The 14,509-nt window shown below is 64.9% G+C and carries 13 protein-coding genes and 1 riboswitch; of the genes, 8 read left to right on the top strand and 5 right to left on the bottom strand.

Annotated features, from left to right (window positions below):
- Nucleotides 1-98 precede the first annotated feature (98 nt).
- The 3 genes from ACEN8U_RS19770 to ACEN8U_RS19760 are packed head-to-tail and all read right to left on the bottom strand — an operon-like array spanning nt 99 to nt 2,432.
- The gene (locus ACEN8U_RS19770; protein WP_015003248.1) at nt 99-890 is read right to left on the bottom strand and encodes a molybdopterin-dependent oxidoreductase; all 792 of its coding nucleotides are present in this window, start codon (nt 888-890) and stop codon (nt 99-101) included.
- Nucleotides 891-921: 31 nt separating this feature from the next.
- Nucleotides 922-1,560, bottom strand: coding sequence for a cytochrome b/b6 domain-containing protein (locus ACEN8U_RS19765; protein ID WP_015003249.1), 639 nt, complete (start codon nt 1,558-1,560; stop codon nt 922-924).
- A gap of 29 nt (nt 1,561-1,589) precedes the next feature.
- The gene (locus ACEN8U_RS19760) at nt 1,590-2,432 is read right to left on the bottom strand and encodes a DUF1223 domain-containing protein (protein ID WP_041745571.1); all 843 of its coding nucleotides are present in this window, start codon (nt 2,430-2,432) and stop codon (nt 1,590-1,592) included.
- Between the two features lie 573 nt (nt 2,433-3,005).
- Between ACEN8U_RS19760 and ACEN8U_RS19755 the strand changes: the two genes are divergently transcribed.
- From ACEN8U_RS19755 to ACEN8U_RS19730, 6 genes are all read left to right on the top strand, one after another.
- Complete coding sequence (locus ACEN8U_RS19755) at nt 3,006-3,425, top strand: GreA/GreB family elongation factor (protein WP_015003251.1); 420 nt, start codon at nt 3,006-3,008, stop codon at nt 3,423-3,425.
- Nucleotides 3,426-3,638: 213 nt separating this feature from the next.
- Nucleotides 3,639-3,757, top strand: a riboswitch (TPP riboswitch).
- A 130-nt stretch (nt 3,758-3,887) separates the two neighbouring features.
- Nucleotides 3,888-5,819: a phosphomethylpyrimidine synthase ThiC gene (gene thiC / locus ACEN8U_RS19750; RefSeq protein ID WP_041746314.1), complete on the top strand. Its 1,932-nt coding sequence runs from the start codon at nt 3,888-3,890 to the stop codon at nt 5,817-5,819.
- 265 nt (nt 5,820-6,084) lie between these two features.
- Nucleotides 6,085-6,297, top strand: a complete 213-nt coding sequence (locus ACEN8U_RS19745; protein WP_015003254.1) for a glycine zipper 2TM domain-containing protein — start codon at nt 6,085-6,087, stop codon at nt 6,295-6,297.
- Between the two features lie 263 nt (nt 6,298-6,560).
- Nucleotides 6,561-7,076, top strand: a complete 516-nt coding sequence (locus ACEN8U_RS19740) for a hypothetical protein (protein ID WP_015003255.1) — start codon at nt 6,561-6,563, stop codon at nt 7,074-7,076.
- A 290-nt stretch (nt 7,077-7,366) separates the two neighbouring features.
- Complete coding sequence (locus ACEN8U_RS19735; protein WP_015003256.1) at nt 7,367-8,965, top strand: L-lactate permease; 1,599 nt, start codon at nt 7,367-7,369, stop codon at nt 8,963-8,965.
- A gap of 364 nt (nt 8,966-9,329) precedes the next feature.
- Complete coding sequence (locus ACEN8U_RS19730; protein ID WP_015003257.1) at nt 9,330-10,256, top strand: DMT family transporter; 927 nt, start codon at nt 9,330-9,332, stop codon at nt 10,254-10,256.
- Between the two features lie 475 nt (nt 10,257-10,731).
- Here ACEN8U_RS19730 and ACEN8U_RS19725 read toward each other — a convergent pair whose 3' ends face one another.
- Both ACEN8U_RS19725 and bamC read right to left on the bottom strand, forming a co-directional pair.
- Nucleotides 10,732-10,887: a hypothetical protein gene (locus ACEN8U_RS19725; protein WP_015003258.1), complete on the bottom strand. Its 156-nt coding sequence runs from the start codon at nt 10,885-10,887 to the stop codon at nt 10,732-10,734.
- A gap of 186 nt (nt 10,888-11,073) precedes the next feature.
- Nucleotides 11,074-12,312 carry an outer membrane protein assembly factor BamC gene (gene bamC, locus ACEN8U_RS19720; RefSeq protein WP_013588998.1) on the bottom strand — a complete coding sequence of 413 codons (1,239 nt, stop codon included), beginning with the start codon at nt 12,310-12,312 and terminating at the stop codon, nt 11,074-11,076.
- A gap of 346 nt (nt 12,313-12,658) precedes the next feature.
- On the opposite strand from bamC, the gene ACEN8U_RS19715 reads away from it, so the two are divergent.
- Both ACEN8U_RS19715 and ACEN8U_RS19710 read left to right on the top strand, forming a co-directional pair.
- Complete coding sequence (locus tag ACEN8U_RS19715) at nt 12,659-13,114, top strand: DUF2844 domain-containing protein (protein ID WP_015003260.1); 456 nt, start codon at nt 12,659-12,661, stop codon at nt 13,112-13,114.
- Nucleotides 13,115-13,153: 39 nt separating this feature from the next.
- Complete coding sequence (locus ACEN8U_RS19710; RefSeq protein WP_015003261.1) at nt 13,154-14,431, top strand: DUF3443 domain-containing protein; 1,278 nt, start codon at nt 13,154-13,156, stop codon at nt 14,429-14,431.
- Nucleotides 14,432-14,509 lie beyond the last annotated feature (78 nt).

The following is a 14,509-nucleotide window of genomic DNA, read 5'->3' as shown; positions in this document are numbered from 1 at the left end:
GTTTGTTGTGGATGAATCGAACCGGCTCGTGCCGGCATCTTTCCGAAGCTTCTGCCGAGCGGGACCGCACGCGCCTCGCGCATGCGGCGACCCGCGCGTCAGGAGCCTCCGAACCAGTTGTAACCCTGATCGACCCAGTAGCCGCCAGGATAAGTGTTGGTCACGAACATCTCGACGATATGCTTCGGATTCTTGTAGCCGAGCTTGGTCGGCATGCGCAGCTTCATCGGGAATCCGTATTTCGCGGGCAGCCGCTCGCCGTCGTAGGAAAAAGTGAGCAGTGTTTGCGGATGCAATGCGGTCGGCATGTCGATGCTTTCGTAGTAATCGTCCGCGCATTTGAAGCCGACGTACTTCGCGCTCGTATCCGCGCCGATGCGCCGCAGGAAGTCGCCGAACGGCGTGCCGCCCCAGCGGCCGATTGCGCTCCATCCTTCCACGCAGATATGCCGCGTGATCTGCTCTGCGTGCGGCAGCGCGTAGAGCTCGGGCAAGGTCCACACGCGCTGACCGGTGACGAGGCCGCTGATCTTCAGCCTGTAGTCCGATGCGTCGACCTGCGGCACCTCGTCGATGCCGTAGTACGCGTTAAATGGAAACGGTCGCGTGATTTGCGCTTCAGTGTAGGTCGGCGCGAGCAGCTTCGGATTGAACAACGCGGCTTGCGCGCGATCGTTCAGGCGCGAAACGGCGGTGAGAAACTTGTTGACCGATTCGTCGTCGGTGAGCGAGCAGCCCGTCAGCAGCGACAGCCCGCCGAGTGACAGAAGCTGCTTGCCGAAAAGACGCCGCGACGGCATGGAGAGCTCGCGGCGCGCGTCGATCAGGATCGACTCGCGGTCCAGCTTATGGGCGCGCTTTACCGGTAATTTTTCAGGTGGCTTGTTCATGATTCGGCATCCGTAATATTGAACGATGCGCTTAGCGCCCACGCAACATGGCGACGAGCGAACGCGGCACGAGCGCGACCATCACGAGATGCACGACGATAAACGCGGCCATGATCGCCATCGCGCAGAAGTGGACGATGCGTGCGTTGTCGTAGCCGCCCATCAGTTCGCGCAACAGCGGAAACTGCACCGACTTCCAGATGGCGAGCCCGGACAGCACGAGCACGATGAGATCGAAAACGACGAACAGGTAGGCGAATTTCTGCACTGCGTTGTAGACCCGCAGGTCGGCGTGCGAGAGCTTGCCCGTCAACGCGGCGGTGAAATCGCGCCACACTGCTCGCGGCGAGAGCGGCAGGAACTTGCGCATAAAACGACCGCTCGCGAGGTTCATCGCAAGATAGACGAGCCCGTTGAAAACCAGCAGCCACATCGCGGCGAAGTGCCACTGCAGCGCGCCGCCGAGCCAACCGCCCAGCGTGATTTGCGTCGGAATACTGAACGAAGCGAAAACCGGGGACGCGTCGTAAATGCGCCAGCCCGAGAGCATCATCACGATCGCCGCGAGCGCGTTGAGCCAATGCGTGACGCGCACCCAGAGCGGATGGATCGCGCCGCGCGCGGGCTCGGCAGGCGGCGCATTGCCGCGAACAACGTGAGGCGTAGCCATGAAACTCTCCTGTGATTGACGAGGTGCGTTTAATGGCAGAACGCGAGGTCCGCCACTTGCAGCACGTCGCCGGTTGCTGCGTTTTCGACGAAGGCGACCACACCGAATCGGTCGGCGGAAAAGTCGGTGCCTGTATTCGCGCCGGCATCGGCGAGCCGGATGTCGCGACGAATGTGCGCATTGCCGCCGACAAGCGGCACCGGGCCGAACCATTGCCGCACCACTCGCTCGTGATGCAAGGTCGCGCCACGGTTTTCTCCCGCGCCCACCTGCGTGCTCAGCGCGTTTTCATACACGGCGACATAGGCGTCGAGTCGGGCCGCGGCGTCGGCGATCCGGCTGTCGAAGCGGGCCGCGACGTCGAACGCGCCGCCCGCTCGCGGCGTGATGTCGAGTGCGACGTCGGCGTCGGACGGCTGCCCGATCAGCTGAGCCACGCGGCTATTGAAACTCTCCGGCCGCGACCAGCTTCGCAATTCGCGGCCCGCGACGAAGACCTCGGGCGTATAGATCGTGTGGTCGCCGGCAAGATGGGTCAGCGACTCCTGACGCTCGGTGAAACGGTGCTGCGAGAAGCGGTCGGTCCAGCCGAGGCTGTTCCAGTAATCGACGTGCAGCGCGAGCGGCACGACGCTTCGTGCGGCGCCGCCGTTTTTCCATTGACCAAGCCACGCGTCGGCGGGCGGGCAGCTGTTGCAGCCTTCGCTGCTGTAAAGCTCGACGAGCGCCACGCGGTGCGCGGGACTGCGCGCGCTGCACATCGCGCCGGCTGCGCTCGCGAGACCGCTCGCGCACAACAGCGCGAGTGCGGTGACGAGTGCAACGGCGCGCGTGAACCGCCCGGCTTCGTGGTGCATGAAGACTGATTGCATGACGTGCTCCGATCAGGATCTGCACGTTTGTCGAAGGGCGCGGCCGGTTATGACACCGCGCTGCAAGTTTTTTTGCCTGTTTTTTCTGCGCTTTTGCAGGCTGGCTGCGGCGAGTGTCCACGCGCTGTCGCCGGTTTCTAACGCTCATTCTTTCAACAGCGAAATGTTCGCCAAGGCCGTTGAAAGACGCCGTGCTAACATGCTCCTATCCTCCGCGCTACTTCTCTGCGTTCTTCGCATTGCTCGAATTGCAGTTGCGCGCCGTCCACTTCATTCGACACCTGCCGGCCACTCATGCGTTTGCCGACCTCCCGCGCCCTAACCCGCTTGCGCTTTGCCAGCGCAACCGGTCGCGCGCGCGTGGAGTGCGCGCCGCAATGGGCCGGCGAACCGTCGCCAACGCTTGCCGCAGTAACGGCCCCGCTCCAGGCCGCCCGGCACTCCGACTGACGCAGTTCTCCCGCTTGGCTGAAACCGCGTCGTTGCCCCTAAGGGGACTGTCGGAGCGCCGGGCCGATCCCATCCGCGTGACCTTTCCTCGCAGAGATTGCAGATCGAACTGGAGCAGCAACCGTGAAAACGACCCGAAGGACCAAGCAGTGTTACCTCACCGAACTCGACGTCGCCCGTCTTGAGAAACACGCCGCCGCGCCCGGCGCGAATGCGCGCTTTCAGGAGATGCTCGACGACGTCCTGGAACGCGCCGTGATCGTCGACTCGCGCGACATTCCCGCCAACGTAGTGACGATGAATTCGCAGGCCACGCTCGTCGACGAAACAAGCGGCGAAGAGATGACATGGACGGTCGTCTATCCGCCCGACGCCGACTTCGCGCATGGGCGCCTGAACGTCTTTTCGCCGGTGGGCCTTGCGCTGCTCGGCGCGAAACGCGGCGAACAGATCCGCTTCATGCCGCCAAGCGGCGACGAAAAAGTGCTGAAGCTCGCGAAAATCCTGTATCAGCCCGAAGCCGCCGACGACTTCACGCTCTAGCCGCACGGCCGCCTTCCAGGCGCGGCAGGTGCTGCGGCGCGTCATGGCAGGCGCGCCCGTCAATACAAGCATAGTCCGCTCATGGCGGCGCGTTGGCCGCTGTGCGCACGCCGGCTCTCAGGCGCAAAAGTAGACCGCTGCGGCATGCCCGCCCCGGCGGCGCAGCATCGCGCGGCGGTTGCCAAGCGCCGCCCGCCCGGTGTATCGTGTGCGCTGCTAACGCGGGGGTCCTGCGGTGCACTGGGGTTGGAGGTCCGTGCAACGTGGGTGAGAAATACCCTTTGAACCTGATCTGGATAATGCCAGCGCAGGGAAGCGTACGGATTTCGCACTCCAGCTTTTGAGCCTCACCCCTCGCGAATTCCGACTACTTCCGTCTCGTCTCCTGCTTAGCGGCCCCACATCGAATGGGACCGGACTCAGGCGTAAAAGCGTCGCTCCGGCCCACACATGGAGAACCGCATGAACGCCAATCCGAAGTTTCTTTCCGCCGACGCCCACGTCGACGAAGCCGCCGTCGCGCCGCTGCCGAATTCCCGCAAGGTCTACGTGACCGGCTCCCGTCCCGACATCCGCGTGCCGATGCGCGAAATCACCCAGGCTGACACGCCGGACAGCTTCGGCGGCGAAAAGAATCCGCCCGTCTACGTCTACGATACGTCCGGCCCCTATTCCGATCCGGACGCGAAAATCGACATTCGCGCCGGCTTGCCCGCGCTGCGTCAGCGCTGGATCGAAGAGCGCGGCGACACGGAAGCGCTCACCGGCCTCACGAGCGACTACGGCCGCGAGCGCGCCGCCGACCCGGCCACCGCGGAATTGCGCTTTCAGGGCCTGCATCGCACGCCGCGCCGCGCACTGCCCGGCAAGAACGTCTCGCAGATGCACTATGCGAAGAAAGGCATCATCACGCCGGAAATGGAGTACATCGCGATTCGCGAGAACCAGCGCCGCGCCGAATACCTGGAGAGCCTCAAGACGAGCGGCCCGAATGGCGAAAAGCTCGCCGCGATGATGGGCCGCCAGCATCCGGGCCAGGCGTTCGGGGCGAGCGCGTTCGGTCCGAACGGCGTGACCGGAATCACGCCGGAATTCGTGCGCGAAGAAGTGGCGCGCGGCCGCGCGATCATTCCGAACAACATCAATCACCCGGAAAGCGAGCCGATGATTATCGGCCGCAACTTCCTCGTGAAGGTGAATGCGAACATCGGCAACTCGGCGGTGACCTCCTCCATCGGCGAGGAAGTCGACAAGATGACGTGGGCGATCCGCTGGGGCGGCGACACGGTCATGGATCTGTCCACCGGCAAGCACATTCACGAAACGCGCGAGTGGATCATCCGCAATTCGCCGGTGCCGATCGGCACGGTGCCGATCTATCAGGCGCTCGAAAAAGTGAACGGCAAGGCGGAAGACCTGACGTGGGAAATTTTCCGCGACACGCTGATCGAACAGGCCGAGCAAGGCGTCGACTACTTCACGATCCACGCGGGCGTGCGGCTGCAATATGTGCCGCTGACCGCGAAACGCATGACCGGCATCGTGTCGCGCGGCGGCTCGATCATGGCCAAGTGGTGCCTCGCGCATCACAAGGAAAGCTTCCTGTACGAGCATTTCGAAGACATCTGCGAAATCATGAAGCAGTACGACGTGGCCTTCTCGCTCGGCGACGGCCTGCGCCCCGGTTCGATCTACGACGCGAACGACGAAGCGCAGCTCGGCGAACTGAAGACGCTCGGCGAACTCACGCAGATCGCGTGGAAGCATGACGTGCAGACGATGATCGAAGGCCCAGGCCACGTGCCGATGCAATTGATCAAGGAAAACATGGACCTGCAGCTGGAATGGTGCGACGAAGCGCCCTTCTACACGCTCGGGCCGCTCACCACCGACATCGCGCCGGGTTACGACCACATCACGTCGGGCATCGGCGCCGCGATGATCGGCTGGTTCGGCACGGCCATGCTTTGCTATGTGACGCCGAAGGAGCACCTCGGCCTACCGAACAAGGACGACGTGAAGACCGGCATCATCACGTACAAGCTCGCCGCGCACGCCGCCGACCTCGCGAAGGGCCACCCGGGCGCCCAGGTGCGCGACAACGCGCTCTCCAAAGCGCGCTTCGAATTCCGCTGGGAAGACCAGTTCAACCTCGGCCTCGACCCGGACAAGGCGCGCGAATTCCACGACGAAACCCTGCCGAAGGATTCGGCGAAAGTCGCGCATTTCTGCTCGATGTGCGGTCCGCACTTCTGCTCGATGAAGATCACCCAGGACGTGCGCGAGTTTGCAGCGCAGCAAGGCGTTTCCGACGACGAAGCGCTGAAGAAAGGCATGGAAGTGAAGTCGATCGAGTTCATGAAGAAAGGCGCTGAAATCTATCAGCGGCAGTGAGGTTTGGGCCGCGCATCGGTCGCGGCCGCGGTCCGACTCGATGCGCGCACAACTTCCTGCTGTCTCCCGAGCCCGCCACCCGGCGGGCTTTTTTGCGTCCGACCGCTCAGGCACGCGGCATGCTGCACTCGGGGAAACATTTGATTACGAAACCGTCAGTCTGCTGACAACCTCATACAACTCGAAACTGGTTGCGGCGATAAGATCAAACCAACCAATGCATAACGACAGGCGGCTTCGAATCACAACAAGGGAGTGAGTCATCATGAAATCGATTCGTAAAACGGGTTCGCTTGCGGTGCTGGTCGCGCTTGTCGCAAGCCTTTCTGCGTGCGAAGGTATGACGACGCGCCAACGCGACACGGCAATCGGCGCGGGCGTGGGCGGCGCGGCCGGCGCGGTGATCGGCGGCAGTGCGCTTTCCACGCTCGGCGGCGCGGCTGTGGGCGGTGTGATCGGCAACCAGGTGGGCAAGTAAGTCTTTGAGCATCAGGCTGCGGAGCGGGCCGGGCGCACTGCCCCGCCCGCTCGCCGCTTGCCGGTTCGCATGAAAATGATGAATACGGCAGCGATGAACACCGCAGCGCACCGGGAGCCGCCGCGCGCGGCTGCAATGCGGCGAAATACGCCGTTACGGTTTTGCCCTCCTCCTCGCGCCTCATGGGCGTAAGCTCGTGCGATAACGGGCCGACGACGGCGTCGGTCGCGTTGCTTGCACGTTGTTTGCAACCGGAGCGCGCCATGAAGTCCCGCGTCATCGACTCTTTTCGTCTTAATCGCACGCGTCTGCCGGGCATGCCGCCCGTGCACGCCGCCCTTCATGCACGGCTCCCGCTGAGAGCCGCCTCCGGCCTACTGCTCGCGGCGTCGCTCGCGGGCTGCTACTACCCGTACGGCTACTATCCGGCTTATTACCCCGGCTATCCGTCCTATTACGCGACGGTGCCCGCCGGCGCGACTCGGCGCGAAGTGCCGCCCGCCACGGCCGGCGACTCGTCGGTCGGGCCGTCCACACAACAGCAGCCGCCCGTGCAGCAAGGCCAGCAGATCCAACCGGAGCCGGGGTATGCGGGTTCGCCGCCTGCCTACGTGGTTGCCGAGCCGCCGGTGTATGTGGCGCCGGCTTATCCCGTCTACTATCCACCGCCGGTCTATCCCGCCTGGTATGGCTATGGCTATCCGGGCTGGTATGGGCCGGCGGTGTCGATCGGCTTCGGCTGGTCGTGGGGCGGCGGCGGGCGGGGCCGGCATCACTGAAGGGCTTTGCGCAATGCGGGTGGCCTGCGCCGGTCGCCTGAGCCGGTCGCTCCAACGGCGTGCGCACGACGCCGTTTGCGCACGCCCCTGTGCGCTTCCGCTCCTCCGGTAGTTTCCCTTCTTGACGCGCCAGCTTCGCGCCCTATGCTTGCTTAAGCCGCACAGTAAGCGTTTAAAAGGGAACCGCCCGGCAATTTTTTTGTCCGGGCGGCACTCATCCGTCCTGCACCAGCGACGCGTCCCGTCATTCTCAATTCCGCGTCGATTCGAACAACAACGAAGGAGACGTGATGTTTCATCAACTACTCACTCCCATCGGCAATTCGCTGCTCGCGTCGTTCCTCGTCGCGGCGCTGCCGATCATCGTCGTGCTGGTGCTGCTCGGCTGGGCGCGCCGGCCCGCGTGGCAGGCGTCGCTCGCGGGGCTCGTCGTCGGTTTGATTGTCGCGATCGGCGGATGGAAGTTTCCCGTGGGGCTCGCGCTCGACTCGGTGGCGGCAGGCGCCGTGTTCGCGTGCTGGCCGGTCATGTGGATCGTGTTCGCCGCGATCCTGCTGTACAACATCGCGCAGCGCTCGGGCCGCTTCGCCGCTTTTCGCATGTGGATGATCGACAATCTGCCGAACGACCGGCGCGTCGTGCTGGTGGTGGTCGGCTTCTCGTTCGGCGCGCTGCTCGAGGGCATTTCGGGCTTCGGCACGCCGGTCGCCATCACCAGTTCGCTGCTTATCCTGCTCGGTTTTCCGACGCTCGAGGCGCTCACCTTCACGCTGATCTTCAACACGGCGCCGGTCGCTTTCGGCGCGCTCGGCGTGCCGATTACGGTGCTCGGCGCGGTCACGCATCTGCCGGCCGATTCGCTCGCGAAAATGGTCGGCCGCCAGTTGCCGTTTTTCGCGCTCGTGCTGCCGTTTTATGTGATCGCCGTGTATGCGGGCTTTCGCAACATGCTGCGCGTCTGGCCGGTGTTGCTGGTGTCGGGCGCGAGTTTCGCGCTCACCCAGTTCGTCGCGTCGAACTATGTGAACTACAGCTTGACCGACGTGTTGTCGTCGATGGTCTCGCTCGTCGTCACCATCGCATTCCTGCGGGTATGGAAACCGGCGGCGGACCCGGCGTTCGCGGTCGACATCGACCGGGTCGGCGAAGTGCGCGGCAAGATCGGCGGCGGCCAGGGCTGGTATCCGTGGATCATCGTGTCGGTTGTCGTGATTGTCTGGACAGTGGCGAAGATTTTTCTGATCGGCGACGTGAAAATTCCTTGGCCAGGGCTCGATAAAGCTGTCTTCATCACGTTGTACAACACGCCGTATGGCGCGATCTGGGACTTCCAGCCGCTCGCGACGGGCACCGCGATCCTCGTCGCGGCGATCATCACGAGTCTCGTCGTCAAACTCAGCGCGCGCGAATTCGGCGCCGCCATCGCCGACACATGGGTGCAGACGCGCATCGCGATTCTGACGGTCGCAACCATCGTCGGGCTCGCATATCTGATGAACTACTCGGGGCTCACTTATACGCTCGGACTCGGCGTCGCGTCCGTCGGACCGTTCTTCCCGCTGGTGTCGGCATTCCTCGGGTGGGTCGCCGTGTTTCTGTCAGGCAGCGACACGTCCGGCAATGCGCTTTTCGGCAATCTGCAGGTGGTCGCGGCGCATCAGCTGAATCTGAATCCCGTGCTGATGGCGGCGACCAATTCGTCGGGCGGCGTGATGGGCAAGATGATCTCGCCGCAAAACATTTCGACCGGCGTGGCAACCACGGAACTCAAGGGCAAGGAAGGCGTGGTGTTCGCGCGGACCTTCAAGCACTCGATTCTGCTGACCGTGCTGCTCGGCATTCTGGTCTGGCTGCAGCAGAACGTGCTGCAGGGGATGATTCCGCATTGAGGCTTGACGGATTGGATGGGCGTGGCTGGGCTGTGGGCTCGGCTACGTTCTCTTTGCTCGACTGCTGGCGGCTCCAACGCGCGCCTCACCGGCTGACCGCGCGTCCTCACACGTCTTTTCGATGGCGGATGCGCCACCCACGCGGCTGCGCCTCCAAGCCTCTTCGCCTCCCAAACAATCGCAATTTTTCTCACATCAACGTGAGAATTGCTCGCTTTGCGCGCCGCGCGTCGACGCTTACGATCACGTGTGTCAGACGTCCTCTCCCGATACTTGCCGTTTCATTCGAACGTGAAACGTTTTGGGCTATCGCGCTGTTACGATGCGCAGGCGTCTCGACTCAACCGCGCGCGACGCCACCACAATGAACGCCAAAAACCTTCTCCAGTTGCTGATCCTCGCGGCCCTATGGGGCGCGTCCTTTCTGTTCATCCGCGTCGGCGTGACCGACTTCGGCGTTGCTCCGCTGATGGCGCTGCGCGTCGGCATCGGGGCGCTGTTTCTGATCGTCGTGCTCCTCGCGCGGCGTCCGTGGCAACAATCCGCAACGATCCTGCGCACGCGGGCCTTCCCGCTGCTCGTGGTGGGCATCCTCAACTCAGCCGCGCCGTTCTGCCTGTTCGCCTATGCCGAGTTGACGCTCTCCGCGGGCGTGACCTCGGTCATCAACGCGACCACGCCGCTGTGGGGCGGTCTCGTCGCCTTCCTGTGGCTGCGCGACCGGCTGAGCGCGCTGCGCACGCTCGGCCTCGTCATCGGTTTTCTCGGCGTGCTGATGCTGGTGTGGGACCAGATCGCCGCGCCGAGCGGCTCCGCGGCAACGCCTTTGAGCACCGCGCTCGCAGCGGGCGCGGCGCTTGGCGCGACGCTGCTGTACGGCATCGCCGCCAACTACACGAAACGCTACCTGACGGGCGTCGACGCGCTCACCGTCGCGGCCGGCACGATGACCGGCGCGACGATCGTGCTGCTGCCGCTCGCCGTCATCTACTGGCCGAGCGCGCCGGTGTCGCTGCACGCGTGGGGCGCGGTGCTGGCGCTCGGCGTGGCGTGCACGGGCATCGCCTACATGCTGTTCTTCCATCTGATCGCCGTGGCGGGCCCGGCGCGCGCCATCACCGTGACGTTCGTGATTCCGATCTTCGGCATTCTGTGGGGTGCGCTGTTTCTCGGCGAAGGCGTGTCGGCCGGCATGCTCGAGGGCTGCGGCGTGATTCTCGTGGGGACGGCGTTGGCGACCGGCGTCGTCAAGCGCCTGCCGTGGCTGGGGACGCGGCGCGCGGATACCTGAGCCTGGCTGTTTCGGCGGCTCAAAAAATTGCCCGCACCCCACCGGAGTGCGGGCAAAAAACCGTCGCCCTACGAGGATAGGCGACGGGGCCACCGGGGCCTGCGCGTCACGCGCGCGGCCGTTGTCGGGCTGAGCGGGGTCTATGACCGACGCTCGACTGGATGGGCAGTGGCAGATCGAGCCCGCTGCGGGGAGCTGCGGCAATCCGGCCCCATCAACCTCTAAAAGCACCATACGTGCCAGTTACGGCAAAGCAATAAGGATTCGACGCAAGCCGTTGATTGTGCGGTGGATTTTTACGGTCCGACCGCGCTCGTAGCGGGCCGTCGTCAAGCGCGGGAAAGTTACGTCACCGGGGTAACGTCAGCGAAGTAACGTGACGTTCGGCCATAGCAGCGCGCGCGAGCTGCGCACCGCCTGCTGCGGGTGGATACCTGAAGTGAAGGTAGGGATAAACAGGCGCTCCGGCGTGGATTCAGCGCATCGGCCACTTCGAGCGCAGCGCGCTGGATTGCCGGGCCCGCATGGCTCGCGGCTCGCGCGGCTGCCGTGGACTCAACGCGGCGCCGCACACCAGCGCGAGCACCAGCAGGCTCGCGGCCCACATCCAGTAAGGGATCACGTCGAACATGGCCATCTCCGGTGGATGCCGGTTTGCGCCGGCACCCTCATGACAAGCAAGACATGTGCACGGCGGCTCGGGCACAGCGCGCGCCATCGTGCCCGCCAAGCCCAAGCGAAGGCCATGAAAAAAACCCGCCCGGAACGCAAAGGTCCCGGACGGGTTTCGGAGCGCTTGCCGCCGCTGCGGCGCGCGTCAGTGCAGCTGGTCGGCCATGAGACTCAGAATCTGCCGCGCCTGCGGGCTTTCGTCGATACCGCCCTTGTCGTCCACGACGGCCACGCGCGTCTGGTCCGGCGTCAGCGCCCGCACGTTCACGCGATACTGCTTGGCCACCTTTTCCTTCTTGCCGTGGAACACCTGGCTCCAGAAGCCCTGTTCAGCCGACGACATGTCCTTCGGATCGACGTAGCGCACGAAATACAGGCCGCGCGTCAGATCGCGGTCGTCCACGGTGAAATTGCTGCGGTCGAGCGCGAGGCCCACGCGCAGCCACGCGCGGTCATACGGCTCGCCGAGCGTGAGCTCGTTCGACGACAGCTGCGCCGCCGGACCACCGTTTGCCGCGTCCGGGTCGCGCACGGGCTGCTGGGCCGCCAGCACGACGTTTTGCGCCGCCGTAGCCGCGGCCGCCGACTTCGCGCCCGCCGTCGCCGCATTGGGCGCCGTTTGGGCACCGGCTGGCGAGAGCGCCGCGGTTTGCGCGCCGCCCGACTTGCCGCGCGAATCGGCGAGCGCGAGCGCCGCCATCAGGCGCTTCAGGTATTCCTGCTCCAGACCGGGATCGTTCGGCTTGGGCTGCCACGTGCTCGAATCGTTGTTCGTGCCAGTCAGCGCCTCGCGCATGCCCTTCTGGCTGATGAACACATAGGTGCCGCCGTTCGGCGCCGGTTCGAGGCGCGTGCGGTACTTGTTGCGCTCAGAGGTGACGTAGCTGTTGCCCATGGCCTTCGACAGCGTGCTGCGGATCAGGCCGTCGTTGATCTGCGCGTGGGTTTCGTTCCAGTCGGTCTCCATCACGCCCTTGTCGCGTTGATCGACGACCAGCAGGAAACCCTGCTCCTGCCAGAAGCGGCGGATTTGCGGCCACGCCTCTGCCGGCGTCTTGCTGTCGATCACGAGCCAGCTTTCTGTGCCGTCGCGCTGAATATGCATGCCGCTCACGGGCGGCACGACGGAAAGCGTGTTCGCCGCCGGCGCCTGAGCCTGCACCTGGCGCAGCGTGGACAGCGAGGTTTCGCCGCCTTGCGGCGGCAGCGAACGCTGATCGGCCGTCTCGTCGATCAGGTTCGGCGGGACGGCGAGTGACACCTGCTTCGATTTCGAGTCGCTCTTGTAATCGACCTTGGTCGGCGACGACGTGCCGCAGCCGGCGACCAGCCCGCCCGCCATCAGCATTACTGCAAACCGCTTGGTAAGACGAAGATCAGTCATGTTCGGGGAATCCTTCCGCTACGCCACGGCAAGATTCCGTGGATCAACCCAACATTTTACCGATCCCGGCGAGCCCTGTGCAAAAACTGGGGTTTGCCCCGCCTAGTGCCCGCTTCAGCATGCGCGGCTTTTAACAATCGACAACTATTCCGAACAACGTGTCAGAGGCATGCGCGCTCGCTGTCAGAACATTGTTTTCAAAGACTCTTTCCGGTTTCGGCCCACGACCGTTTTTGGGATGACGCAAGTCTCGCAGACGGCCGTCCTGCGTGATCGTGAAACACGGGTGCTATCTTCAAAACGCCTTTCCGAGAAGCCCCGAACGCCCCACGCAGGAGACGCCGTCATGCCGCAAATCCACTCTTTCCGCCTCCTCGGCACCTTAGCGATCGCCGTCGCGAGCTTGTGCAGCAGCGCCAACGCTTGCGCCCAACTCGGCGGCGTGATGGCGCCAAGAGCCGGCATGAGCGCGCCCCAGAGCCTGCTGAACGGCGCGCTGCGCCTGCGCACCTCGACGGATGCCGGCAACACGACCATCAACGAGTACGGCACGAGCAGCGGCGAAATCGTCGCCTACACGTGGCAAGGCCCGACCATGCCGGATCTGGCCGCGCTGCTCGGCAAGTACGCCGGCTCTTATCGGGCGGGCGCCGCAGCGGCGGCGGACGGCAATCTGCACGCGTCGCGCGTCGTACGGCCGGACGTGATCGTCGAATCGGGCGGGCCGATGCGCGGCTACGCGGGCCGCGCCTGGCTGCCCGGCGCGCTGCCGCCGGGCGTGACGGCCGACGACCTGCGCTGACGCGCCCGCTCCCGAACCACTGCCGACCTCCTTGACGCCATGAAGCCGAACCATCGTCTTTGCGCCCTGCTCCTCGTCTGCGCCGCCCTGACCGCTTGCGGAGGCGGCGGAGGAGGCAGCGCCCCGACCACCGCGTCCAACACGAACGCACCCGCCGGCACGGCAAGCTCGCCCGCAGCCGAGGCGCCCGTTGCCGCTTCGAGCCCCAGCAGCACGAGCGGCACCAGCGTCGCCCAATCGAACACGCCGAACGTCCAGCCGATCGTCGTGCACGCCGCGCCGCGCCTCACGCGCAACATGCTGACCACGAGCGTCACGCTGTGTCAGCCGGGCACGGACCAGTGCGCGACCATCGACAACATTCAGGTGGACACCGGCTCGCACGGCCTGCGCATTCTCGCCTCCGCGTTGCCGGCGAGCCTGCCGCTCGCGGCAGTGGCGTCGGGCGGCGGCGTCTCGGGCGAATGCGCGGTCTTCGGCGGCGGTTACGCGTGGGGCGCCGTGCGCAGCGCCGACGTGCGGATGGCCGGACAACTGGCCGCCTCGATCCCGATCCAGTTGATCGCCGACCCCGCAGTGCCGTCGGTGCCCGCGGACTGCGCCGGCTCCGGCCCGTCGATGCTCACGCTCGACACGCTGCGCGCGAACGGCATCCTCGGCGTGGGCGTATTCGCAGCCGACTGCGGCGCGGCCTGCGCCAACGCGGCACTGCCCCGCTGGTACTACAGCTGCGACGCAAGCGGCGCGTGCCTGCCGAGCGCGCAGCCCGTCGCGCAGCAGGTGGTCAATCCGGTCAGCCGCTTCGCGCTCGACAACAATGGCATCGTGATCGAGCTTCCCGACGTGTCGGACAGCGGCGCGGACACCGTAGCGGGCACGATGATCTTCGGCATCGACACCCAGGCGAACAACACGCTCGGCAACGCGAGTGTGCTCAAGGGCAGTCCGCAAACCGGTTACGTCAGTACGGCGTACGAGGGCCAGACCTATGCGCAAAGCTATCTCGACACCGGCTCAAACGGCCTTTTCTATCGCGACACGCAACTGCCGCAATGCGGCTACTGGTACTGCCCCGATTCCACGCGCTCAGCCAGCGCAACGATCAGCGGCACAAACGGCGCGTCGGCCACGGTGAGCTTCGCTGTCGGCAACTCGCGGGTTCTGTTTGCCTCGGCGAATAATGCCTTCGACAATCTCGCCGGCCCGGCTGCGAGCGGCTTCGGCTGGGGCTTGCCGTTCTTTTTCGGCCGCCGCGTGTACACGGCGATCGCGTCGCGCGCGACGTCCGCGGGGCCGGGTCCGTACTATGCATTCTGAAGGTAAGACCGCATTCGAGCTGCTGAAAATTCACAAACTGGCGGAAAGCACATATTCGATATGGGGTGGCTGCGATAA

Source organism: Paraburkholderia phenoliruptrix, assembly GCF_047325075.1.
Taxonomy (GTDB): Bacteria; Pseudomonadota; Gammaproteobacteria; order Burkholderiales; family Burkholderiaceae; genus Paraburkholderia; species Paraburkholderia phenoliruptrix.
This window is presented reverse-complemented; position numbering and strand designations above follow the sequence as displayed.

Coding starts and splice junctions, on each gene's coding strand:
- ACEN8U_RS19770 (WP_015003248.1), bottom strand. CDS start 890: ATGAACAAGCCACCTGAAAAATTACCGGTAAAGCGCGCCCATAAGCTG.
- ACEN8U_RS19765 (WP_015003249.1), bottom strand. CDS start 1,560: ATGGCTACGCCTCACGTTGTTCGCGGCAATGCGCCGCCTGCCGAGCCC.
- ACEN8U_RS19760 (WP_041745571.1), bottom strand. CDS start 2,432: ATGCAATCAGTCTTCATGCACCACGAAGCCGGGCGGTTCACGCGCGCC.
- thiC (WP_041746314.1), top strand. CDS start 3,888: ATGAACGCCAATCCGAAGTTTCTTTCCGCCGACGCCCACGTCGACGAA.
- ACEN8U_RS19745 (WP_015003254.1), top strand. CDS start 6,085: ATGAAATCGATTCGTAAAACGGGTTCGCTTGCGGTGCTGGTCGCGCTT.
- ACEN8U_RS19740 (WP_015003255.1), top strand. CDS start 6,561: ATGAAGTCCCGCGTCATCGACTCTTTTCGTCTTAATCGCACGCGTCTG.
- ACEN8U_RS19735 (WP_015003256.1), top strand. CDS start 7,367: ATGTTTCATCAACTACTCACTCCCATCGGCAATTCGCTGCTCGCGTCG.
- ACEN8U_RS19730 (WP_015003257.1), top strand. CDS start 9,330: ATGAACGCCAAAAACCTTCTCCAGTTGCTGATCCTCGCGGCCCTATGG.
- ACEN8U_RS19725 (WP_015003258.1), bottom strand. CDS start 10,887: ATGTTCGACGTGATCCCTTACTGGATGTGGGCCGCGAGCCTGCTGGTG.
- bamC (WP_013588998.1), bottom strand. CDS start 12,312: ATGACTGATCTTCGTCTTACCAAGCGGTTTGCAGTAATGCTGATGGCG.
- ACEN8U_RS19715 (WP_015003260.1), top strand. CDS start 12,659: ATGCCGCAAATCCACTCTTTCCGCCTCCTCGGCACCTTAGCGATCGCC.
- ACEN8U_RS19710 (WP_015003261.1), top strand. CDS start 13,154: ATGAAGCCGAACCATCGTCTTTGCGCCCTGCTCCTCGTCTGCGCCGCC.